Here is a 21525-nt window from a genome sequence, read left to right on the forward strand (position 1 = left end):
ACGAGCCATCCGACGAGGCACGCGCTAACACGCCACGTCCGCTCCCACGCGTAGGTTTTCAAACAACACCACGCATGGTGCGAGCGTCAGCGTCGCCACTCAACCCATCAAACAACCAAACACGGTGCTAGGAGTGTCGCCGGGAAAATGCCGATAGGCACCGGTAGACTAGAATATTTGGCGAATACAACCGTGAACGACGACCGTAAGGAGACGGATCAGGTGATCGAACCGAAGAACAAGCCCGGATATACCGACCAGTCGCTGATCCGCAACTTCTGCATCATCGCGCACATCGACCACGGCAAGTCCACCGTGGCCGACCGCATCCTCCAGCTGAGCGGCATCGTGCCCGAACGCGAGATGCGCGACCGCTTCCTCGACCGCATGGACATCGAGCAGGAGCGCGGCATCACCATCAAATCGCAGGCCGTGCGCGTGCCGTGGACGTTCGACGGCACCGAATACACGCTCGGCATGATCGACACCCCCGGCCACGTCGACTTCACATACGAGGTCTCCCGCGCGCTCGCCGCATGCGAGGGCGCGGTGCTGCTCGTCGACGCCACGCAGGGCATCGAGGCGCAGACCCTGTCGAACCTGTACATGGCCATCGACCACGACCTGACCATCATCCCCGTGCTCAACAAGATCGACCTGCCGAGCGCCGAACCGGACAAGCACGCCGAGGAGATCGCCGGCCTGATCGGCTGCGAGCCGAGCGACGTGCTGCGCGTGTCCGGCAAGACCGGCGAAGGCGTGGCCGAACTGCTCGACCGCATCGTCATGGAGATCCCCGCGCCGCACGGCGACCCGAAGGCCCCGGCCCGCGCGCTCATCTTCGACTCCGTGTACGACTCGTACCGCGGCATCGTCACCTACATCCGTATGGAGGACGGCGAACTGCACGCCCGCGAGAAGGTGCACATGATGGGCATCGGCATGACCCACGACCCGATCGAGATCGGCGTGATCAGCCCCGACATGATGCCCACCAAGGCGCTCGGCGCGGGCGAAGTCGGCTACATCATCACCGGCGCGAAGGACGTGAGCCAGTCGAAGGTCGGCGACACGCTGACCTCCGCCGTGCGCCCCGCCACCGAGCCGCTGCCCGGCTACCGCGACCCGCAGCCGATGGTCTACGCCGGCCTGTTCCCGATCGACAACGCCCAGTTCCCCGAACTGCGCGACGCGCTCGACAAGCTCAAGCTCAATGACGCCGCGCTCATCTACGAGCCGGAGACGTCCGTCGCGCTCGGCTTCGGCTTCCGTTGCGGCTTCCTGGGCCTGCTGCACATGGAGATCGTCTCCGAGCGACTCGATCGCGAGTTCGGCCTCGACCTGATCTCCACCGCGCCGAACGTGCCGTACGATGTGACTGCCGAGGACGGCAGCGAACACCACGTGACCAATCCGAGCGAGTTCCCGGACGGCAAGATCAAGAAGATCGTCGAGCCGATGGTCGCCGCCGACATCATCACGCCGAAGGAGTTCATCGGCGCGGTCATGGATCTGTGTCAGGATCACCGCGGCATCATGGGCACGATGGAATACATCTCCGCCGACCGTGTGGAGATGCACTACCGCATCCCGCTCGCGGAGATCGTGTTCGACTTCTTCGACCAGCTGAAGTCGCGCACCAAGGGTTATGCGTCGCTTGACTACCATGAGGACGGCGAGCAGGCCGCCGACCTGGTCAAGGTCGATATTCTCATCCAGGGCGAGAAGGTCGATGCGTTCAGCGCGATCGTGCACCGCGACAAGGCGTACAGCTACGGCGTGATGATGACGAAGAAGCTGCGCGAACTGATCCCGCGCCAGCAGTTCGAGATCCCGATCCAGGCGGCGATCGGCTCGCGCATCATCGCACGCGAGAACATCCGTGCACTGCGCAAGGACGTGCTCGCCAAGTGCTACGGCGGCGACATCTCCCGCAAGCGCAAGCTGCTTGAAAAGCAGAAGGCCGGCAAGAAGCGCATGAAGATGCTCGGCCATGTCGAGGTGCCGCAGGAGGCGTTCATCGCCGCGCTGTCCACCGGCGACGGCGGCAACGACCGCGACACCAAGGACAAGATCCGCGCCGCCCAGAAGACGGAAGGCTGATTATCCTTTTCTTGGCCCCCTCGGCTGAGGGGGCTGTCAGCGCAGCTGACTGGGGGAGCGTCGAGGGCTGACGTGCAGAAGCCGCTGACTGCTCTTCAACGTTCGTGTCTGATTGTTCCAAGTAGGTTGGCTCTCCGTTCCACGGAGATCCGTTTGGGTGACCGAGGAGAGTTCTGCAGGATGACCTACGAAATCTATATCCACGTTCCGTTTTGTCTCCGTCGCTGTGGGTACTGCGATTTCAACACATACACTGCGGTCGATCTCGGCGCGGGAGCCTCGCGCGGCAACTATGCGAATATGGTCGTCCGCGAGATGGAGCTGACCAGGCGGTGGCAGCTCGACCACGGTATCGAGGAGCCGGCGGCCGACACCGTGTTCTTCGGCGGCGGCACGCCCACGATCCTCTCCGCGGACGACCTCGTGGCCATGCTGGACGCGATCCGTAAGACGTGGGGCATCGCGCCGGGTGCGGAGATTACGACCGAAGCCAATCCGGACACTGTCAACGAGTATTACATCAACCGTCTCGCTGAAGGCGGCTTCACGCGCATCTCCTTCGGCATGCAGTCCGCCGTGCCGCACGTACTGCGCACACTCGACCGCACGCACACGCCCGCGAACGTGGCCGCCGGCGTCGAAGCGGCGAACAGGGTCGGTCTGCGATCCAGCGTCGATCTGATCTACGGAGCTCCGGGGGAGAGCTTGGATGACTGGCGCACCTCCGTGTGCACGGCCATCGACCTCGGCGTGAACCATATTTCCGCGTACGCGCTCACCGTCGAACCGACCACGAAAATGGGCCGTCAGATCGCCGCCGGCACCTTGCCTAAGCCGGATGACGACGATGAGGCGGCGAAATACGAGATCGCCGACGATATGCTCACAGCCGCCGGCCTCGAATGGTATGAGGTGTCCAACTGGGCGAGACCCGGCTACGAGAGCCGGCACAATCTCGGCTACTGGCGCAATGTCGACTGGGCCGGACTTGGGCCGGGCGCGCACTCGCACTACAACCGTGCAACCGGCAACGGTAATGCGGACAGTGACGCTACCGCGCACGGCCTGCGCAGCTGGGACATCGCCCACCCGCGCTTATGGGGCACCGCCATCAACGAACATCGCATCCCGTGGGACGGCAGCGAAACCATCACACCGGGCGAAAACCTCGAGGAACTCATCATGCTCGGTCTGCGACTGCGCGAAGGACTCGACCTGAACCTCATCAACCGGGCCGTCGCCGCATCCGAATCCAACGGCGAAACCGCGCCGTTCCGGCATATCGACCCGGCCGAACTTCGTCCGATGGTCAACGACGGCCTCATCATCATCGACTCCGCGACCGACCGCGTCATCCCCACCCGCAAAGGCCGTCTGCTCAACGACGCCGTTATCGAACGCTTCTTCGACCTTGCCGGCATCTGACCGGTCACCACAGCACGTCGATCGGCGCGGTGGTCTTGTTCTTTTCGATGATCAGGCATATCTCGTCCGGTGACTCCTTGCAGCCGCGGCGCAGCCATAGCCAGATGATCGAGGCGACGGCCGAGACGAGGATCTCCATCGCGTAGTCGGCGGGGATACCGTTATATGACGGCTGCGGCTGCGCGCCGAATCGTTTGGCCTGCGCGACGATGAGTCTCTTGAGCACGGCCTTGACCCGGTCGTACAGCTGGAAGTCGTTGCCGGACCGAGACACCGCGTCGAAAAACGCGAAATCGGCCTTGATGTAGCGCAGCGCCTCGGCGATGGCGCGGGTCTGGAACGCGTCGCAGATCGCCTTGCCGGTGCGAGTCGTGATCTGCGTGTCCGTTTCGGCGTTGGCGATGAGGATCTCGGTCAGATCGTCGATGGTGTCGTCGATGAGCTGACGGCGCAGGTCGAACTTGTCGACGTAATGCATGTAGAACGTGCCGCGGTTGATGCCGGCCGTACGCGCGATGTCGCTGACGGTCATCGCGTCGAAGCCCTTGGTCTTGACGAGCGTGGTGAACGCGGCCTTGATTTTGGCCTCGGTTTTCGTGTTGCGTTTGGTTGGTGTGGCGGTTGCGTCCGTCGTTGCGATTGCCATGATGAACTCTCCTTGACTGATGTGTCCGGATGATCCGATGCGGGATGATGCTGACCGATATTCTATCAACACGTTGTCTGTTTAGTGACTGAATCAACAATATTTTTCGATCTGTTTAATCTGAACAGATCGGTGAAAATCGTTGATTGACTTGGGTTTACGGCTGTTCTTACCATTGCGGCAGTTAAATCAACATGTTGTTCAAACAAGATGCTGATGAATGACTGCGCAAAACGTATGACTACCCCTCAGTCGGCTACGCCGACAGCTCTCCTAGCAAGGGGAGCCAAGGTAAGGGTGAAAGGAACATAAGCCATGGCCTATATCGAGATGGTGCACAGCTTCAAGCGCTACCACATGGGAGACACGACCATCACCGCCAACAACGACGTGAGCTTCGGCATCGAGAAAGGCGAGCTCGCGATCATTCTCGGCTCGTCCGGCGCGGGCAAGTCGACCGTGCTCAACATCCTCGGCGGCATGGACACCAACAGCGAAGGGCAGGTCATCATCGACGGCAAGGACATCTCGAACTACACCGCCCACCAGCTCACCGACTACCGCCGTTACGACATCGGCTTCGTATTCCAGTTCTACAACCTCGTCGCCAACCTCACCGCCAAGGAGAACGTCGAACTCGCCTCCGAAATCGTGAAAGATGCGCAGGACCCGGTGCGCACGCTCATCGACGTCGGATTGAAGGACCGCATCAACAACTTCCCGGCACAGCTGTCCGGCGGCGAACAGCAGCGCGTCGCCATCGCGCGAGCGGTTGCCAAGAACCCGAAGATCCTGCTGTGCGACGAGCCGACCGGCGCGCTCGACTACAACACCGGCAAGCAGGTGCTTCAGATCCTGCAGGATCAAAGCCGTAAGAAGGGCGCGACCGTCGTCATCGTCACCCATAACTCGGCCATCGCGCCGATCGCCGACCGCGTCATCCACATGCACGACGCGCGCGTCAAATCAATCGACGTCAACGAACATCCGATGGACATCAAGGACCTGGAGTGGTAACCATGACCGAACTCACCGACTTCATCGAACCGGACGATGCACAGTGCTCGACCGTCGCCGCGCACCGCCGCATCTCCACACGCAAACAGCGCGGCAACGGCGGACTCGTCCGCAAGCACATGCTGTGGAAGGACATCCGCGTCACCCTTGCCAAATCGAAGGGCCGGTTCATCTCGATCGTCAGTCTCATGATGCTCGGCTCGTTCGCACTCGTCGGCCTGTTCGTCACAGGCCCTGATATGCAGGCGACCGGCACCACCTTCTACGGTGAGCACAATCTCGCCGACGTGACCATCATCAGCGACTACGGACTGAGCAAAGACGATGAGAAGATCATTCGCGACACCGCGGGCGTACGTCAGACCGAATTCGGCTACTTCAAGGACGTGACCATCAAAGGCAGCAACCACAGCCTACGCATCTACTCCAAGCCGAACACCGTCTCCGGATACCGCGTCATCGAAGGCCGACTGCCGAAGAAAACCGGCGAGATCGCGCTCGATTCGGCCGAACGCGACCGGTATGCGATCGACAGCACCGTGCAGGTCACCGAACTGCCCGACATCGCCGGCAACACCATCCTCAAGCAGACCAAGTACACCGTGGTCGGCTTCGTCGACGCCAGCGAAATCGTCTCCAACCTCAACATGGGCCAATCCACGGCCGGCACCGGCGAACTCGACGGCTACGGCGTGGTCGTACCGGATACGTTCGATTCGGACGTGACGATGATCGGCCGCGTCACCTTCGACAACACTCAGCACGTCGACTATTGGACCGGCGAATACCGCGACCGCGTGCAGGCGCACAAGAACATACTCACCAAGCGTCTCGCCGGCCAGCCCAAAGCACGTGAGGCCTCGATCCGCGAAGACCGACGCAAGCAGATCGACAAGGCGCAAGCCAAGGTCGACGACGCGAAACAGCAGCTCGCCGACGCCGAACAGCAGCTCGCGGACGCCAAAACGCAGATCGAATCGGCCAAAGATCAGATGACCCAAGGCGAGATCACTGCCGTCGACCAAGGCTCCGCCGCAGCCGCCGAACTGTCCGGTGCTCTTGCACAGATCGCCGCGGCCGGCTCGCAGATCACCTCCGGGCAGACCCAGCTTGCGGCCGCCGCCCAACAGCTCACCCAAGGCCAGGCGCAGCTTGACTCGTCATGGCAACAGCTCACGCAAGCCAAAACGCAGCTCGACGCCGCGCGCACTGTCCTCGAATCGGTCAAACCCGTCCTCGACAACACCGGCACGATACTGGCCGGCTGGGCGAACAGCGGCCTGACCGGCAGCGTGTACGACACCGTCAAGGCGCAGTACGACAAAGCGCTCGCCGCCTACAACGACGCCGTCTCGCAATACAACGCCCAGCTCAACGCCTACAACACCGCGCTTCAACAATGGAACGACGGAGCGAGACAGCTCAAGGAGGGCAGCGAGGAATACCGCAACAACGCGGTCGCGCTCGCCGACGCGTCCCGGCAGCTCGCCGACAAGCAGACCGAACTCGGCCAGGCCATTTCCACCGCACCGGCCAGCACGTCGGGCGACGGCAATGCTTCGGCCGGCAGTATTTCGTCCGGCGCCATGCAGCTCATCCAAGGCCAGCGCGACATCGAAAAGGCCGAAGACCAGTACGCCGAAAAACTCCAGGAATTCAACGACGCGAAACCCGCCGCCGAAGCGAAGATCAAGACTGCTGAACATGACATCGCGCTCGCCCGCGAGAAGATCGACACGCTCGAAGTGCCCGCCTATTCGATCGACGGCCGACGCGAAGGGCTCACGTCCAATGGCTACCGCGTGTACGAGATCATCGCGAACATCGTCGGCAAACTCGCCATGATCTTCCCCGTGTTCCTCTACTTCGTTGCCGCGCTCGTCACGTTCTCCACGATGGGCCGCATGGTCGACGAGGAACGCGTCAACTCCGGCACCTTGAAGGCGCTCGGCTACGGCAACGCGGACATCCTCAAGAAGTTCGTCGTCTACGGGTTCGCCGCATCCACCGTCGGTACCATCCTCGGCGTCGCGGCCGGTCACACGATCCTGCCGCTTATCGTCTACCGCGCGTACAGCGACGGGTTCACCATGCCGGTCATCGAACTGAGGTTCCATCCGGCCGTCACCGTGGCCGCGTTCCTGCTCGCCTGGACGAGCGCCGTCGTGCCGGCCATGCTCGCCGCCGCACGCGAGCTCAGGGACAAGCCGGCCGCGCTCCTGCTGCCCAAACCGCCGGCGAACGGGTCGAAGATCTTCCTCGAACGGCTCGGCTTCATCTGGAACCGGCTCAGCTTCACGCGCAAGGTCACCGCGCGCAACCTGTTGCGCTACAAGACGCGCGGCTTCATGACGATCTTCGGCGTGATGGGCGCCGTATCGCTGCTCGTCGCCGGACTCGGCGTGCAGGGGTCGATCAACCAGATCAGCGAACGCCAGTTCGACGAGGTGATCCACTACGACATGATCGTCGCCGAAAAATCCGACAACAACGACGAACAGCGCGACGCTGTCGCCAAGGACATGACTGATAAGGCCGTGGATGAGGCGATGCCGATCCGCTACGAGGAACTCACCAAAACCGCCGGCAAGCAGGGCGACAAGCAGTCGATCACACTGCTCGTCACCGACGACGCATACAACTTCAACGGCTACGTGACCCTGCGCTCGCGGGTCAGCCACCAACCGCAGATCCTCACCGACCGCGGCGCGGTCATCTCCGAACGCATGGCCTCGATGCTCGACGCGAAAACCGGCGACACGATCCGCGTCACCGGAGAGGACGGCACCGAGCGTTCCGTGCGCGTGGACGGCGTGAGCGAAATGTACATCGGGCATCTCATGGTCATGACGTCCGGCGGTTACGAACACGTGTTCGGCGAAGACTACCAGTCGAACGCGTATCTGGTGCGGCTCAAGGACAGCTCCATCGAGAACGCCGAGAAGCAGGGTGCGCGATTCATGAAGAACGACGGCGTGCGCGGCGTGGTGCAGAACACCACGATGAAGAACCAAACCACCACGATCGTCGACTCCCTGAACCAGATCATGGAGGTGCTTGTGCTCGTGGCCGGCATGCTTGCCGTGGTGATCCTGTACAACCTCACCAACCTGAACGTGTCCGAACGCATCCGCGAACTGTCGACCATCAAGGTGCTCGGCTTCCACTCGAACGAGACGACCATGTACATCTACCGCGAAACCATCGTGCTGTCCGTGCTCGGCATCCTCGCCGGCTACGGGTTCGGCGCCGGGCTGCACCGGTACATCATCGACGAGGTACCGCCGGACGAGGTCATGTTCGACCCGGCACTCGGCTGGTCCGCGTTCGTGGCGCCCGCCGTGCTCGTCGCCGCGGTGCTGGCCGCGCTCGGCGTGGTCGTCTACCGGCAGCTCAAGAACGTGGACATGCTCGCAGCCCTCAAATCAGTGGAATAAAGGCCGGCGGCGGAAGACCTGTCGTGCTGTTTGCGAGCATGACGTGGCGTCAGGAAGATTGAGTCTCCCTGACGCCGCGACGTGTTTCGCATTCGGATCTGGCCGATGTGCGATAGCCCGCCATCGTTGCGTATCGGCAGTGCGGCGAGGTCTGCAAACGTTGGGTTGCTAAACGCGATTGACGTGCACTCGTTGGCGTGTGGTTGGTGACGCCGATTTGCATTTTGCTAGGTACCTTGTATTATTTGCAAGGTACCTAGCAATTTTGTATTTCCGGGAAGGCTGGCGCGAATCATGCCGATGGATGAACGGGAACTGGTGGAGCTATTCCATGACGTGGCGCGTATCAGCCACCAGCGGGAGGTGCGCCACAACGACGCGCTCTCGCGTGGCAGCGGGCAGTCGCGTTGTCTGCTGACGCTCAGCGGTCTTGGTCCGGTCAGTCAGCGCCGGCTCGCCGCGATCCTTGGCATCCGGTCGGCGTCGTTGAGCGAACTGCTCGGCAAGATGGGAATGCGCGGCTGGATCACGCGCACCCCGCATCCCGAGGACGGGCGCACGTACATGGTCGCGCTCACCGAGGAAGGCAAGGCCGAGGCAATGCGCCGGCGATCGGCCGGCAACGGCGCCTCCGGCGAACTGCTCGCGGCGCTCGACGAAGACCAGCGTGAACAATTCGGCGAGATCCTCACCGCGATCAAATGCCATTATCAGGAGCTTGACCGTCGCGAGCGCTAGTCCGCTTCCTTCGGACACGTCGTCATCACACACCATCAACCATGCGAAGCAACACCATGTCAGATCCCGAACAACTTTCATTAAGCGATCGCCGCCGTGCGCTCATCTTCGCCAACATCATGCTCTCGTGCATTGCCACCACCATCATGGCCACGGCGCTCACCACGGCACTGCCGCCCATCGTCGCCGACCTTGGCATCAACATGCAAACCGGCCAATGGCTCACCAGCGGCTACTCGCTCGCCATTGGCATCGTCATGCCGCTGACCGCCTTCCTCATCACCCGGTTCCCGACCAAACCGCTGTACCTCGCCGGCGCGGCGTTGTTCATCGTCGGTTCGCTGGTCTGCGTGGCGCCGGTGCCGTTCGCCGTCATCATGATCGGACGCGTGATTCAGGCGTGCGGCAACGGACTGCTCATGTCGATGGCACAGGTCGTGCTCATGACCATCTATCCGGACAACCGCGGCACGATCATGGGCTGGTACGGTCTCGCCGTCGGCGTCACGCCGGTGATCGCGCCGACCTTGTCCGGCCTGATGGTCGACACGTTCGGCTGGCGGTCGATCTTCTACCTGGTGATCGCGGTGATGGCGGTGTCGCTGATCGCGGCATGCTTCGTGTTCTGCGACGTGCTGAAGACCTCGCGGCGATCGTTCGACATGCTGTCCTTCGCGGTGAGCGTCGTCGCGTTCGGCGGCGTGACGCTCGGCATCGGCAATATCGGCTCCATGCCGTTCGTGAGCACGACGGTGCTGCTGCCGCTGGTGTTGGGCGTCGCGGCCTCTGTATGGTTCGTGATGCTGCAGCTCAAGCGCGAGCGCCCGTTCCTCGACGTGCGCATATTGCGCAACCGCGGCTTCGCGTTGAGCGTGATCGGCAGCATGCTGCTGTACTTCGCGATGATGGGTTCGTCGGTCATGCTGCCGCTCTACGTGCAGACCATCAAAGGCGGTTCCGCATCGATGGCCGGCCTGGTGGGTCTGCCCGGCTCGCTCGCCATGGCGGTCATCAGCCCGATGGCCGGCAGGCTGTATGACCGGTTCGGCGTGAGGCGGCTGTTCCTCATCGGCGGAATCTGCCTGACCGTGAGCAACCTGTGCATGGGACTGCTGCCGTTGGCGGCATCGATCTGGGTCGCGGGCGCGATCAACGTGGCGCGTTCGCTTGCGATCGGCTGCCTGATGATGCCGCTCGTGACCTGGGGCACCAGCTGCGCGGGCGAGGGGCGACTCGCCGACGCGAACGCGTTGCTCACCGCGTTACGCACTATCGCCGGCGCGATCGGCCAGGCCGTATTCGTCGGGATGATGACCGCGCTGGCGGCCTCTGCGCATTCCGGCGGCATGGATTTGGCCGCAGCGGACATGCGTGGCCTGAACCTGACGTTCCTGGCGATGGGCGCATGCGCGGTCCCACTGATCATCATCCCGCTCGTCTTCCTGCGCGGCGAGATGGCGGATCGTCATGCAAATTGACGGGACGCCGACGGAGCATTGCCGCACGCATGACCGCTGCCATACGTGAGCATGCGGTCGTGCGATCCCGCTCGTGCTTAAACGGCGCGGTCTCGCCGCTGCTTGCGGTAGGCGAACGGCGGCACGCCGATGATATTGCGGAACGTGCGCGAAAAGAAGCCGGGGGAATGAAAGCCGCAGCGGGCGGCCACCTCGGCGATCGGCAATTCGGTTCCGGCCAGCAGATCGATGGCCGCACGGATACGCACGTCGGTGACATATTCGATGGGCGATTGATTGAGATAGTCACGGAATATCGATGCGCAACTGCTGCGACCGATCGAACCGGCGCTCGCGATTTCGGCCAGCGTCAACTGACATGCGAAGTGCTCCTGGATGAAGTCGACCATTGCCGTCAGCGAAGAGATCCTGTCTGCGCGGTGCCGTCCTTCACGCGTGCGGGGCATGTTCGCGCGGCCGTTCCGTTGCGCGTCCGCGTTCGTTCCGACGTCGTTCGTCATCAGTGTCAGATGTCGGGCGATCGCATAGAATCCGCTCAACGCCGTCAACGGTGCGGTCGGCTCGTCGGCTTCGCGCGCGGAGACGATACTGTTCATCGTATGCAGGATGGCGGCCGAGTCGGCATCGTCTCCGTCGAGCAGTAGGTACGGTGGGCGCGATGCGATGCCGATCGGCAATATGTAGCGTTCCAGTATGTCCTTGGCCGCGCCTGCACGCATGGGATTGAGCAGCACGCACAAGAATTCGCAATCGGAACCGTCGTCCGAATAGCCATAATGCAACCGCCGCGCGTTGACGAAAATTCCCTGACCTTCACGGACCGGCACGTGCTCTCCATCCACGAAATACGTTAGATGACCGTGTTCGGCTAGGAGGAACTCCCAATCGTCATGCCAATGGCATTGCGCGCGCATGAGTGGATAGGAGGAGAGCCGTCCCCGCCGTGCATACGAGAAGAACGACGGATAGTCGTAGCGCACCCGTTCCGAACCGTTTGCGCGCACGATGGTTGGCCCGGCGGTGCCGCCGTCGACCGAGGCGCTGCGGTTGCCGTGATCGACGCATATGCGACCAATGTCGTTCATTTTCTCAAGTCCTCGGTAAATAGTGCAAAAACTGACGTAAATTCTACCAGTAGTCATGTGTTGTGCGGCATATGCATCGTGTGTAATGGTTGGCAGACGACAATGATGCGTGCTCGTCGCCGCTTGCATGACCGATCGCACGACGCCGGGCCGACCCCGAGGAAAAGGAACCATCGTGAAGGAAACCATGCGCCAGCGCATCGCCGCCGGCAAACTGTTCACCGACTACTGCGAAGGATTGCCGGAGGATCGTCTCGCGGCCAAACGCCGCATGAAGCGGTTCAACGAACTCGACCCGGGTGATATGGAAAGCCGCGCCGCGTTGATCGGCGAGATTCTCGGATGCTCCTCGGATGTATGGATCGAACCGCCGTTCTACTTCTGCTACGGCACGAACATCACGCTCGGTGCCGGAACATACGTCAACGTCAACTGTTCGTTCATCGACGACGGTCGGATCACCATCGGCGAGCGCGTCATGTTCGGTCCGTCGGTGAACATCGCGACCGTCAGCCATCCGATCAACCCGGCCATGCGCGAGTTCATGTTCGCCGATCCGGTCGTGATCGGCGACGACTGCTGGATCGGTGCGAACGTGACGATCTGCCCCGGTGTGACCATCGGCGAAGGCACGACGATCGGCGCGGGCAGCGTCGTCACGCACGACATTCCCGCGCATGTCGTCGCGGTCGGCGTGCCCTGCCGCGTATTGCGTGAGATCGACGAACGCGACATGACCGAATACCGCCCAGGCATGACCTTCGCCGACGACGAACTCGTGCGCGAGACGCGGGGCGAATGATCCGTCGGCCGCGTCCTTCGCCACCGGGGGTGGGGCGCCTGTGCCTATTACATTGCCGAGATATTGACTTCGAGCGCTTGAAGTTGGTATATCTGCTGATGGTGCAAGTCATCCACGGGAGGCGGCCGGATGATATCAGATGAGAGCATAGATAACGGTGTTCCCTTTGATTGGGGACGTGTGTCAGACGACTATGCGCGGTATCGCGGCATTTATCCGGCGCAGTTCTACCAGAAAATCCTCGGCCGCGGCCTGATCAGCGCCGGATATCCGACGCCGAGACTCGACACCAGGGCGGCGATCTTCGACGTTGACGGACGCATCCTGCTCACTTACGAAAACAGCGGCGAATGGTCGCTTCCCGGTGGCTGGGTCGATGAGAATCAATCCGTACGCTCCAACGCGATCAAGGAAGTCAAGGAGGAGACCGGGCTTGACGTGACCGCCGACCGGCTCGTCGCAGTGCAGGATTGCGCTAACCACAACGGTCTGTCATTCCCATATGGGGTGATCAAGTTCTTCGTGCTCTGCACGCGTGTCGGCGGGTGCTTCGAATCGAATATCGAGACGACGGAGATCCGTTACTTCGACGAAGATCGGCTTCCCCGGCTCTCCACGACAAGAAACACCGCGGAGCAGATCGCCATGTGTTTCGCCGCCCACCGCGACCCCGACTGGACGACGCTGTTCGAATAGGTGAGTAGTTGCTCTATTCCACTCCGCGAAGCAGCGTGTGCACGTAGTCGTGCAGTTGCGCGCGGGTGAGCGTGTGGCCGCGCAGGTACGCCCAGTCGAGCACGAGCAGCAGCGTGTTCGCGTAATGGTCGGCGATCAGGTCGGCCGGCAGATCGAAGCGGTCGCGGTCGACGCAGGTGAGCATGAGCTGCCGGGCGTTGTGTTCGATGAACCGGTGCAGACTGGCGAACAGCGGCCCGTCGGGCGGATTGTGCGCCAGCACCGCGTGCAGCATGGCGGTGTTCGACTCCAGCAGATCGGCCATCGCGTCGAGTGCGACGTCCACTCGGCGTGACGATTCGACCGATGCGAGATCCGCGGAATCCGCCCGTTGGGACAGTGCGATCCAACAGTAGGTGAGCAGGTCGTCGCGATCCTCGAAGTAGTTGTAGAACGTGGCGCGCGGATAACCGGCGCGCTCGCACAGTTCGTTGACGCTGATGTCGGCGAACGGCTTGGTCTGCAGCAGTGCCGTCATCGCGTCGAAGAACGCGTCGAGTGTGCGTTGCGTGCCGCGTGTGATCTTGCCGTTGAGGTCTTTCTTCATGGTCCGCTCTCCTTCGGCGTCTGTTCGTGGTTCTCGTACTTGCGTCCGTTTCCGCATCATAGCCTATCGTCCATAATTTTACAGTTGTCCAACTTTGTGTTACTGTTTGGACAGTTGTAAAAAACTGGACTAATGAAAAGGTGATGATGATGACAGACACCGTGAACACGCCGATAGCCGAACCGCTGACCCTGCCCTGCGGCGTGACGGTGAAGAACCGGTTCTACAAATCCGCGATGAACGAGGCGCTCGCCGGACGCGACTGCGCGCCGACCGAAGCGCACGTGCGCCTCTACCGCGCATGGGCGCAAGGCGGTGCGGGCGTACTCGTCACCGGCAACGTGATGGTCGACCGCACGCAGCTGGGGGAGCCCGGCAACGTCGCCGTCGAGGACGAACGCGACCTTGCGATGCTGCGCCGCTGGGCCGCCGCCGGCACTGAGAACGGCGCGCGCTGCTGGATGCAGATCAACCATCCCGGCCGTCAGTCGCCTATCACCATCAATCCGCACCCGCTCGCGCCGAGCGCCGGCAAGGTCGACGGCGAGTACGGCAAGTTCTTCGCCGAGCCGACCGAACTGACCCATGAGCAGATCCGCGACATCATCCGCCGGTTCGCCAACACTGCGCGCATCGCGAAGAAGGCCGGCTTCACTGGCGTGGAGATCCATGCGGCCCACGGCTATCTCGTCAACCAGTTTTTGTCGCCGCTCGACAACCGGCGTGCCGACGAATACGGCGGCAGTCTCGCCAACCGCGCCCGCTTCCTGTTCGATGTGTTCGACGCGGTGCGCAAAGCGGTCGGGCCGGAATTCCCGATTGCGGTGAAGCTCAACTCGTCCGACGTGCCGATCGCTGTCAAAGTCGGCGATCACGACGACGCTCCGGGCGGCTTCAACGAGGAGGAATCCATCTGGGTCATGAAACAGCTCGAGGCGCGCGGCGTCGACCTCATCGACATCTCCGGCGGCACCTATGCGAAACCGGTCATCCAAACCAATGACGGCGCGGCCGAGGACCGCCGTCGCGGCGTCTACTTCACCGACTTCGCGCGTCGCGTCAAAGGCGAACTGAGCGTGCCGGTCGCCCTGACCGGCGGCTTCCGCAACGCCACCGACATGAACCGTGCGCTGGATGAGGGCATCGCGCAGATGATCGGCATCGCGCGGCCGCTCGCACTCGTGCCCGACCTGCCGAACCGCATCATCTGTGACGGCTGGCAAGGCTCTGTAGACCTGCCTCGCATCACGGCCGGCATCAAGCCGCTCGACAAGGCGTTCGGCGGCATTCTCGTCATCAGCTGGTTCGAACTGCAGATGCACCGCATCGCGCGCGGACGCCGCCCTGGCCCGCATATCGGCGGCATGCGTGCGCTCCTGTTCGCCGTCAAACAGCACGGTCCTTCCGCTCTCGCCCCGCGCCGCCGCAAAGGCCGGCGGTGATCGCCCTCCCGTGTTCTGGGTTATTGCGGACTCGTCCCCGCAAATTCAGCGTTGGCAAGTATGGTGATGACGTCGAATCGGCGAGATAATGGAAACGCAATGGCGTACGCATGCCGAATTGGAAGGAGTTCGCGATGAATCCGAACCCATACCCGCCGTCATCCCAGCCGTCCCGCCAGCCACAGGCTTCGTTGCCGCCGCAATATCAGCGGCAGGCGCAGTGCCGGCAACCGTCGGTCGAACCCGCGTCCGGTCAGCCGTATGATTATCCGCCCACGATGTCGCCGTATATTCCACCGGTCGATCCGCAGAGGCAGAAGCCGAACGAAGTTTCACGCAGCTTCGCCGTGGCGGGGCTCGTGCTCGCCGTCATGGCCGCGGTGTTCGCCCTGATGCCGTTATGGGACAAAGTGAGCGTGTTCGGAGTGGTCGGTCTCTCGTTGGATGCGATCGCCGCATGCAGTCTGTTCTCCGACCGAAACCGGACGCCCGTATGGATCGGCATGGTTGTTGTCGCCGCCGTGCTGTGCATTGCTTCCATCCTCGTGGTCGCGCTCACCTGAATAGTGACCTTGCCGCAATCAGAATAGGGGGAAGGCGGATCCGAGCTGTGATTCGTTTGCCGGCGGGGGCGGATCGGACTGTGTGTTATTCGTGTGTGCGCATGATGTCGTAGGTGTGCTGATTCAGCCGGCCTGACAGCCAGTATGATATCGGCCGGCGGTGGCGACGCCGTGCAGCATGAGATCGGTCATGACGTCGGCCAGTTCCTCGTCGGGCGCGTCCATGCCGGCCAGCACCCACTGGTCGACCGTCTCGCAGATCGCGCCCGCCCAAAAGGCCGCGGCATAACGCGGGCCGATCTTATGGCGGTCGACGCTGCGGTTCATGCTCGCACGCATGCGCTCGCGGATACGATCCGACTGGCCGGCCTGCAGGATCAGCCGGTATTGCGGGGCGATGCGCCGGACGCCGGCCAGCAGGGCCAGCCACGCCTCGCGGGTGTCCGTCATCGGATCGTATTGCACGAGGCTGCGGTTGATCTCCTCGAAGATGGTGGCGAGGAACCCGTCGAGAATCGCCTCCTTCGACGCGTAGTTGCGGTAGTAGGCGTTGCGGGAGACGCCGGCGCGACGTGCGATGTCGGTGACGGTGATCGATTCGAACGGCTTCGTTTCCATGAGCTGGATGAGCGCGCCCTCGATACAGTCGCGAACGAATGCGTTCGACTCCTCGTTGTTGCGATGCAGTGTGGCGAGCCGGCGGTCGCTGGCTTGATCGTTGGCGGAGCGGCGGTTTTCGGGTCGATCGCCAATGGCCTGATCATCGGGGAGCGTCCGATCGCCGGACTGGTCGTCGTATGTCATGTCACACTTCCTCCCGTTCTGTCATCGCCGTACCCGAGTGACTTGCGCCGGCCGCCAGTCGCCGATTACCGTCGTTGATGTCACACTTGTACCATCATAACCGGAAGGCATCCGACAACAATGCACCGCGAATCATCCAACGCAACCCATCCCAAGAAAACCATCCTCATCACCGGCGCCTCCAGCGGCATCGGCAAACAGACCGCGCTCGCGCTCGCCGCACAAGGCCACACGATCATCATGCACGGCCGTAACCCGCGCAAAACACAGGAAGCGCGCGACTGGATCATCGAACGCACCGGCAACCGCGACGTGCACGCCCATGTCGCCGACCTGTCGCTGATGAGCGAAGTCGCACGATTCGCCGCCGACATCAACGCGACCTACGACCGGCTCGACGTGCTCGTCAACAACGCCGGCGGACAGTTCGGCTCCACCCGCGAGGTCACCGCCGAAGGCCACGAGAAGACATTCGCCATCAACACGCTCGCGCCGTTCCTGCTGACCAACCTGCTGTTGCCGAAGCTCCGACGCAGCCCGTCCGCGCGCATCGTCACCGTCGCCAGCGAATCCTACCGTCAGGCCGGCCGGCCGATCCTCGCTGACATCGAGCTGGAACGTCACTATTCAATGGCACGGGCCTACGGATTCTCCAAACTGTACGTCTGGTGGCTCATGCGGCAGTTTGATGCGCGACTCAAGGCGGATGGCGTGCGCAACGTCACCGTGAACACGGTCGAACCCGGCTCGGCCGCGACCGCGCTGCAACGCGAATCGCTCCGCAAGTCGCCGTGGATGCTGCCGCTGATCATCCTATGGCTGCCGTTCATCCGCACCGCCCGGCACGGCGCGCGCACGAGCGTGCTCATGGCTTCGTCGCCGGCCGTCGAAGGCGTCAGCGGCGAATTCTGGGGCAACATGCGGCGCAAGCGCATCGACGCCAAGTGGATATCGCCGGACGGAGAACGCCGCATCTGGGACTACTGCGCACAAGTCTGCGCGCCGTACCTGACCGACGTCGCGCAGTGAGCCGGTGGGGCGCCGCATATCACAATTTGGCGCGGGACACCAGTCTGTTGTGCGACGGATCGATCCCGTAAGCTGGGACGAATGAGTGAACATACGAAGACCGAACGCGCCGCGGGCGCGGATATTCCGTCCGCAAATCTTCCGCAAGCCGATCGCGATGCGGAACACATGCAGGGACACTGGGTGCTGGCCCAGCTTGGCAAACGCGTGCTCAGGCCGGGCGGCGAACGGCTCACCAAGCGCATGCTCGCGCAAGTGACGATCGCCGGCCGTCGTGTGGTGGAATTCGCGCCGGGACTGGGCCGCACCACGCGGCTGATCATGGAAGCCGGACCGTCGGCATACACCGGCGTCGACCGGGATGCGCAGGTGGTGGACATCATCAAGCCGCTGGCCGCATCGGTGAACGGCACCTGCGTGCTGGCCGACGCCGCGCAGACCGGATTGCCCGACGCGTCCGCGGACGTGGTGGTCGGCGAGGCGATGCTCACCATGCAGTCCGAACGCGGCAAGCGGGCGATCATCGGGGAGGCGCATCGTCTGCTCTCCCCGGGCGGACTGTACGCGATCCATGAAATGAGCCTCGCGCCGGACGATCTCGACGAATCCGTCAAGGACGCGATCCGCAAGGATCTCGCCCGGGCCATCAAGGTCAACGCCCGACCGTTGACCGAGTCCGAATGGCGCGCACTGCTCGAATCCGCCGGATTCGACGTGCTGTGGAGCGGCGGCGAGCCGATGGCGTTGCTGAAGATGCGCCGCAATCTGGCGGACGAGGGCGTGGTCGGAGTGCTGCGCATCATGCGCAACGTGCTGACCCATCGTGATCTGCGGGCGCGCGTCATGCAGATGCGTCGCGTGTTCAACACGTACGGCGACAAGCTGACCGGCGTCGCGTTCGTGGCGCGCCGACGATAGCGTTCCGCGCGACAGGATACGCTGGAAGGATGCGTGAGGCGACGGGTCGGTCGCCTCACGAAGATTGACCGTATGACCGTGCCGGTGCCGGCTTTTTCGCGGAGCCGGCACCGGCAGGCAGACAACGAGCATGAAGGAGTTCGATGATGAGCGAACAGACGAACAATGAGAACGAAACGCAGCAGTCCCAAGTGATGGAGTTCATCAACGATCTGAAACCGCTGGTCGAAGTGCAGCCCGAAGCGACTGTCTCGCGCACCGTGATGCAGGTGGAGGGCGCCAACGTGGTGCTCTTCTCCTTCGACAAGGGGCAGGAATTGAGCGAGCACACCGCCGCCATGCCGGTGCTCGTGCAATGCCTCGAAGGCCATCTCAAGGTCACCGGCGGCGGCAAGACCGTGGACCTCGTGCCGGGCGGCATCCTGCATTTCCCGACCCGGCTGCCGCATGCGGTCTACGCCGTGGAAGCGTCCAAGATGATGCTCATCATGATGCGACACTGAATGTCCGCCTGGCGGAATCGTCGTTGCGCCAGACGGGACAACGATTGCCGTCGGTGATCATCCGATCGGATCGATCCGTTCCGCAACGTGTAGCAATAACTTTTCGGAGCGTGACGTGGAGTGGTTCGACGATCGATGACCGACATGCGGACGGCATTATGGACGCGCGGCAGGCGCGGGACTAGCGTGAATCGCATGGTCGTATGGGATTCCGAACAGTATCTGCGATTCAAGACGGAACGCACGCAGCCGTCGCGCGATCTCGCCGCGCAACTGCCGCCGGACGACGGGACGGTCGCGCGCGTGCTCGACATCGGCTGCGGGCCGGGCAACAGCACCGCCGTACTGCGCGAACGCTATCCGCACGCGACGATCCTCGGCGTCGACAATTCGCCGGACATGATCGACGCGGCGCGCGCCGCCCATCCGGACATCGACTTCGCATTGTGCGACGTGTCGAAGCCGGACGAACTGGCCGCGCTGCCGCACGACTTCGACGTGGTGTTCTCCAACGCATGCATCCAATGGGTGCCCGACCATGAACATCTCATTCCCGCGATGCTCGGCCTCCTGCGCGAAGGCGGTACGCTGGCCGTGCAGACGCCGATGAACTACGAGGAGCCGATCCACCGCATCATCGCGGACCTCGTGCACTCGCCGGCATACGCGGACCGGCTGCCGCAGAGCCGCGAGTTCTACAACCTCACGCCACCCGAATACTGGGAGCTGCTGCACGCGAACGCCGTGTCCTTCCGCATCTGGAAGATCACGTACCTGCACACGCTGCCCTCGCACGAAGCCATCATGGACTGGTATCGAGGCACCGGGCTGCGCCCGTACCTGCAGGTGCTTGCGGACGACGGCGAACGGGCGGCATTCGAGACCGCGGTGTTCGACCGGGTCCGCGACGCCTACCCGACGCAGTCGGACGGCAGCATCATCTTCCCGTTCCCGAGGTTCTTCTTCACCGCCGTCCGCGGGCACGCCCCGCAACAAGATACACGATGACCGCCGCCGGCATGGCGATCATCAGCATCGGATAGAACCACGCCGGATCGACCCGCTCATACAGGACGCCGCCGATGATCGGCCCCAACGCCATGCCCAGATCCAGCCCGATGTAGTACGTGCCGTTGCCGCGCCCGCCATGACCGGCCCCGGCCAGACGCACGGCGGCGGACTGGCTGACCGAACTCATGATGCCGTAGGACGCCGCCATGAACACGGCGGCGACCAGCATGACCCCGTTGCCGCGCATGACCGTGAGCGCACCGAGCGAAACCATCATGCACGCCGCGCACAACCATAGGAACCACCGGAACGAACGCCGGTCGAACAGGTTGCGCATGGCCACGCGCAACACCAGCAACGCGACCGCATACAGCGGGAAGAACAGGCCGACGTCCACCGGCAGCCGCCGTGCCTCCACATAGGTGACGATGTACGACTGCGTGGCGCAGTAGGGAATGGCGAACAGCATGAACACGAACGCCACCGGGATCACGCGCACCGAAATCGTCCGTTCGGCGAATCCCCGAAGACCGGTATCGGCCTGCGGCATCGCAGCCCCCGCCGTCGATGTCGTTGCTGCGTTGCGCCACGCCGTGTCGTCGCGCGCGAACGACACCAGCACAAGCGCGACGATCATCGCCGCCGCGACGACCGCGAACGTCACATGATATCCGAACTCCGAACGCAGGCGGATGCCGGCGGCGGGACCGAGCGCCATGGCCAGAGCGTTGACCATGCCGTAGTACCCCATGCCCTTGCCGATATGGTCCAACGGAATCAATGCGGTCAGCCAGGCCGCAAGGCATACGGACAGGCCGGAGAAACCGACGCCGTTGACGATGCGGGCCGCCAGAATCGACGTCGCATCGGGCGAGGCCGCGTAGCCGGCGTTGGCGACGATCAGCAGCATGATCGCGACCATCGCGAACCGGCGCAGCGGGGCGTGGTCGCTGAGTCGCCCCGCCCACGGCCGGCACAGCAGCGAGACGATGTTCATCGTGCCGGCTATCGTGCCCGCCAGCGTTGCGCTCGCACCCAGAGAGTGCGAGTATCCGACGATCAATGTGGTGCCCATCATGGTGCCGGCCATGTAGAAGAATGCCGCGGCCATGATGAGCGCGATGTCGACGGTCATGAATCCGCGTTCGTTCGCACGTTCGGTTATGCGCTGTCTCCTTGCCATTGCCGGCATAACGACTTCCCTTCACGATATCGTCCGTCGCGTCGGACATGATGATCGAC

The 21525-nt window shown here is 62.9% G+C and carries 18 protein-coding genes and 1 pseudogene; 14 read left to right on the forward strand and 5 right to left on the reverse strand.

Features of this window, described 5'->3' with window-relative positions; translation table 11 throughout:
* The first annotated feature begins 222 nt into the window (after window positions 1–222).
* Entirely contained in the window at window positions 223–2103 is a 1881-nt protein-coding gene (lepA, locus tag JS541_RS11020) for a translation elongation factor 4 (RefSeq protein WP_214374614.1), read from the forward strand.
* A gap of 180 nt (window positions 2104–2283) precedes the next feature.
* Window positions 2284–3528 (forward strand): radical SAM family heme chaperone HemW, encoded by a 1245-nt coding sequence (gene hemW, locus JS541_RS11025; RefSeq protein ID WP_214374560.1) that lies wholly within the window; start codon window positions 2284–2286, stop codon window positions 3526–3528.
* 4 nt (window positions 3529–3532) lie between these two features.
* On the opposite strand, the gene JS541_RS11030 is transcribed toward hemW, so the two are convergent.
* Entirely contained in the window at window positions 3533–4174 is a 642-nt protein-coding gene (locus tag JS541_RS11030) for a TetR/AcrR family transcriptional regulator (protein WP_214374561.1), read from the reverse strand.
* A 315-nt stretch (window positions 4175–4489) separates the two neighbouring features.
* Between JS541_RS11030 and JS541_RS11035 the strand changes: the two genes are divergently transcribed.
* The 4 genes from JS541_RS11035 to JS541_RS11050 all read left to right on the forward strand — a co-directional run bounded on the left by JS541_RS11035 (window position 4490) and on the right by JS541_RS11050 (window position 10844).
* A complete protein-coding gene (locus tag JS541_RS11035) occupies window positions 4490–5191 on the forward strand; it encodes an ABC transporter ATP-binding protein (protein WP_214374562.1) in 702 nt (233 codons plus the stop codon).
* A 2-nt stretch (window positions 5192–5193) separates the two neighbouring features.
* The gene (locus JS541_RS11040) at window positions 5194–8628 is read left to right on the forward strand and encodes an FtsX-like permease family protein (RefSeq protein WP_240539340.1); all 3435 of its coding nucleotides are present in this window, start codon (window positions 5194–5196) and stop codon (window positions 8626–8628) included.
* A gap of 294 nt (window positions 8629–8922) precedes the next feature.
* Complete coding sequence (locus tag JS541_RS11045; protein WP_240539341.1) at window positions 8923–9366, forward strand: MarR family winged helix-turn-helix transcriptional regulator; 444 nt, start codon at window positions 8923–8925, stop codon at window positions 9364–9366.
* Between the two features lie 56 nt (window positions 9367–9422).
* Window positions 9423–10844 (forward strand): DHA2 family efflux MFS transporter permease subunit, encoded by a 1422-nt coding sequence (locus tag JS541_RS11050; protein ID WP_214374563.1) that lies wholly within the window; start codon window positions 9423–9425, stop codon window positions 10842–10844.
* Between the two features lie 77 nt (window positions 10845–10921).
* Here the strand turns inward: JS541_RS11050 and JS541_RS11055 are convergent, their stop codons facing one another.
* Window positions 10922–12142 (reverse strand): helix-turn-helix domain-containing protein, encoded by a 1221-nt coding sequence (locus tag JS541_RS11055; RefSeq protein ID WP_214374564.1) that lies wholly within the window; start codon window positions 12140–12142, stop codon window positions 10922–10924.
* Between JS541_RS11055 and JS541_RS11060 the strand changes: the two genes are divergently transcribed.
* Window positions 12105–12731 carry a sugar O-acetyltransferase gene (locus JS541_RS11060; protein WP_214374565.1) on the forward strand — a complete coding sequence of 209 codons (627 nt, stop codon included), beginning with the start codon at window positions 12105–12107 and terminating at the stop codon, window positions 12729–12731. The genes JS541_RS11055 and JS541_RS11060 overlap by 38 nt on opposite strands.
* 252 nt (window positions 12732–12983) lie before the next feature.
* A pseudogene (locus JS541_RS11065) lies at window positions 12984–13427 on the forward strand (NUDIX domain-containing protein); the annotation flags it as partial.
* A gap of 13 nt (window positions 13428–13440) precedes the next feature.
* Here JS541_RS11065 and JS541_RS11070 read toward each other — a convergent pair.
* Entirely contained in the window at window positions 13441–14013 is a 573-nt protein-coding gene (locus JS541_RS11070; RefSeq protein ID WP_214374567.1) for a TetR/AcrR family transcriptional regulator, read from the reverse strand.
* A gap of 143 nt (window positions 14014–14156) precedes the next feature.
* Between JS541_RS11070 and JS541_RS11075 the strand changes: the two genes are divergently transcribed.
* Together JS541_RS11075 and JS541_RS11080 are read left to right on the forward strand one after the other, a co-directional pair.
* On the forward strand, window positions 14157–15455 hold the full coding sequence (locus JS541_RS11075; RefSeq protein WP_214374568.1) for an NADH:flavin oxidoreductase/NADH oxidase family protein: 1299 nt from the start codon (window positions 14157–14159) through the stop codon (window positions 15453–15455).
* Between the two features lie 134 nt (window positions 15456–15589).
* A complete protein-coding gene (locus tag JS541_RS11080; protein WP_214374569.1) occupies window positions 15590–16018 on the forward strand; it encodes a phage holin family protein in 429 nt (142 codons plus the stop codon).
* 123 nt (window positions 16019–16141) lie between these two features.
* On the opposite strand, the gene JS541_RS11085 is transcribed toward JS541_RS11080, so the two are convergent.
* Window positions 16142–16822: a TetR/AcrR family transcriptional regulator gene (locus JS541_RS11085; RefSeq protein ID WP_214374570.1), complete on the reverse strand. Its 681-nt coding sequence runs from the start codon at window positions 16820–16822 to the stop codon at window positions 16142–16144.
* Between the two features lie 120 nt (window positions 16823–16942).
* Here JS541_RS11085 and JS541_RS11090 point away from each other — a divergent pair, with 120 nt between their 5' ends.
* The 4 genes from JS541_RS11090 to JS541_RS11105 all read left to right on the forward strand — a co-directional run bounded on the left by JS541_RS11090 (window position 16943) and on the right by JS541_RS11105 (window position 20280).
* A complete protein-coding gene (locus JS541_RS11090; RefSeq protein WP_214374571.1) occupies window positions 16943–17851 on the forward strand; it encodes an SDR family NAD(P)-dependent oxidoreductase in 909 nt (302 codons plus the stop codon).
* A gap of 81 nt (window positions 17852–17932) precedes the next feature.
* Window positions 17933–18769, forward strand: a complete 837-nt coding sequence (locus JS541_RS11095; RefSeq protein WP_214374572.1) for a class I SAM-dependent methyltransferase — start codon at window positions 17933–17935, stop codon at window positions 18767–18769.
* Between the two features lie 146 nt (window positions 18770–18915).
* Window positions 18916–19272 (forward strand): cupin domain-containing protein, encoded by a 357-nt coding sequence (locus tag JS541_RS11100; protein WP_346428312.1) that lies wholly within the window; start codon window positions 18916–18918, stop codon window positions 19270–19272.
* A 195-nt stretch (window positions 19273–19467) separates the two neighbouring features.
* Entirely contained in the window at window positions 19468–20280 is an 813-nt protein-coding gene (locus tag JS541_RS11105; protein ID WP_214374617.1) for a methyltransferase domain-containing protein, read from the forward strand.
* Here JS541_RS11105 and JS541_RS11110 read toward each other — a convergent pair.
* The gene (locus tag JS541_RS11110) at window positions 20237–21418 is read right to left on the reverse strand and encodes an MFS transporter (protein WP_214374574.1); all 1182 of its coding nucleotides are present in this window, start codon (window positions 21416–21418) and stop codon (window positions 20237–20239) included. The genes JS541_RS11105 and JS541_RS11110 overlap by 44 nt on opposite strands.
* Window positions 21419–21525 lie beyond the last annotated feature (107 nt).

This window comes from Bifidobacterium sp. SO1 (assembly GCF_018555335.1).
In the GTDB taxonomy this organism is placed as follows: domain Bacteria; phylum Actinomycetota; class Actinomycetes; order Actinomycetales; family Bifidobacteriaceae; genus Bifidobacterium; species Bifidobacterium simiiventris.

Bases quoted from the DNA above. Each gene is read 5' to 3' on its own strand.
- hemW (WP_214374560.1), top strand. From the start codon at position 2,284: ATGACCTACGAAATCTATATCCACGTTCCGTTTTGTCTCCGTCGCTGT.
- JS541_RS11030 (WP_214374561.1), bottom strand. From the start codon at position 4,174: ATGGCAATCGCAACGACGGACGCAACCGCCACACCAACCAAACGCAAC.
- JS541_RS11035 (WP_214374562.1), top strand. From the start codon at position 4,490: ATGGCCTATATCGAGATGGTGCACAGCTTCAAGCGCTACCACATGGGA.
- JS541_RS11040 (WP_240539340.1), top strand. From the start codon at position 5,194: ATGACCGAACTCACCGACTTCATCGAACCGGACGATGCACAGTGCTCG.
- JS541_RS11045 (WP_240539341.1), top strand. From the start codon at position 8,923: ATGCCGATGGATGAACGGGAACTGGTGGAGCTATTCCATGACGTGGCG.
- JS541_RS11050 (WP_214374563.1), top strand. From the start codon at position 9,423: ATGTCAGATCCCGAACAACTTTCATTAAGCGATCGCCGCCGTGCGCTC.
- JS541_RS11070 (WP_214374567.1), bottom strand. From the start codon at position 14,013: ATGAAGAAAGACCTCAACGGCAAGATCACACGCGGCACGCAACGCACA.
- JS541_RS11075 (WP_214374568.1), top strand. From the start codon at position 14,157: ATGATGATGACAGACACCGTGAACACGCCGATAGCCGAACCGCTGACC.
- JS541_RS11080 (WP_214374569.1), top strand. From the start codon at position 15,590: ATGAATCCGAACCCATACCCGCCGTCATCCCAGCCGTCCCGCCAGCCA.
- JS541_RS11085 (WP_214374570.1), bottom strand. From the start codon at position 16,822: ATGACATACGACGACCAGTCCGGCGATCGGACGCTCCCCGATGATCAG.
- JS541_RS11090 (WP_214374571.1), top strand. From the start codon at position 16,943: ATGCACCGCGAATCATCCAACGCAACCCATCCCAAGAAAACCATCCTC.
- JS541_RS11095 (WP_214374572.1), top strand. From the start codon at position 17,933: ATGAGTGAACATACGAAGACCGAACGCGCCGCGGGCGCGGATATTCCG.
- JS541_RS11100 (WP_346428312.1), top strand. From the start codon at position 18,916: ATGAGCGAACAGACGAACAATGAGAACGAAACGCAGCAGTCCCAAGTG.
- JS541_RS11105 (WP_214374617.1), top strand. From the start codon at position 19,468: ATGGTCGTATGGGATTCCGAACAGTATCTGCGATTCAAGACGGAACGC.
- JS541_RS11110 (WP_214374574.1), bottom strand. From the start codon at position 21,418: ATGACCGTCGACATCGCGCTCATCATGGCCGCGGCATTCTTCTACATG.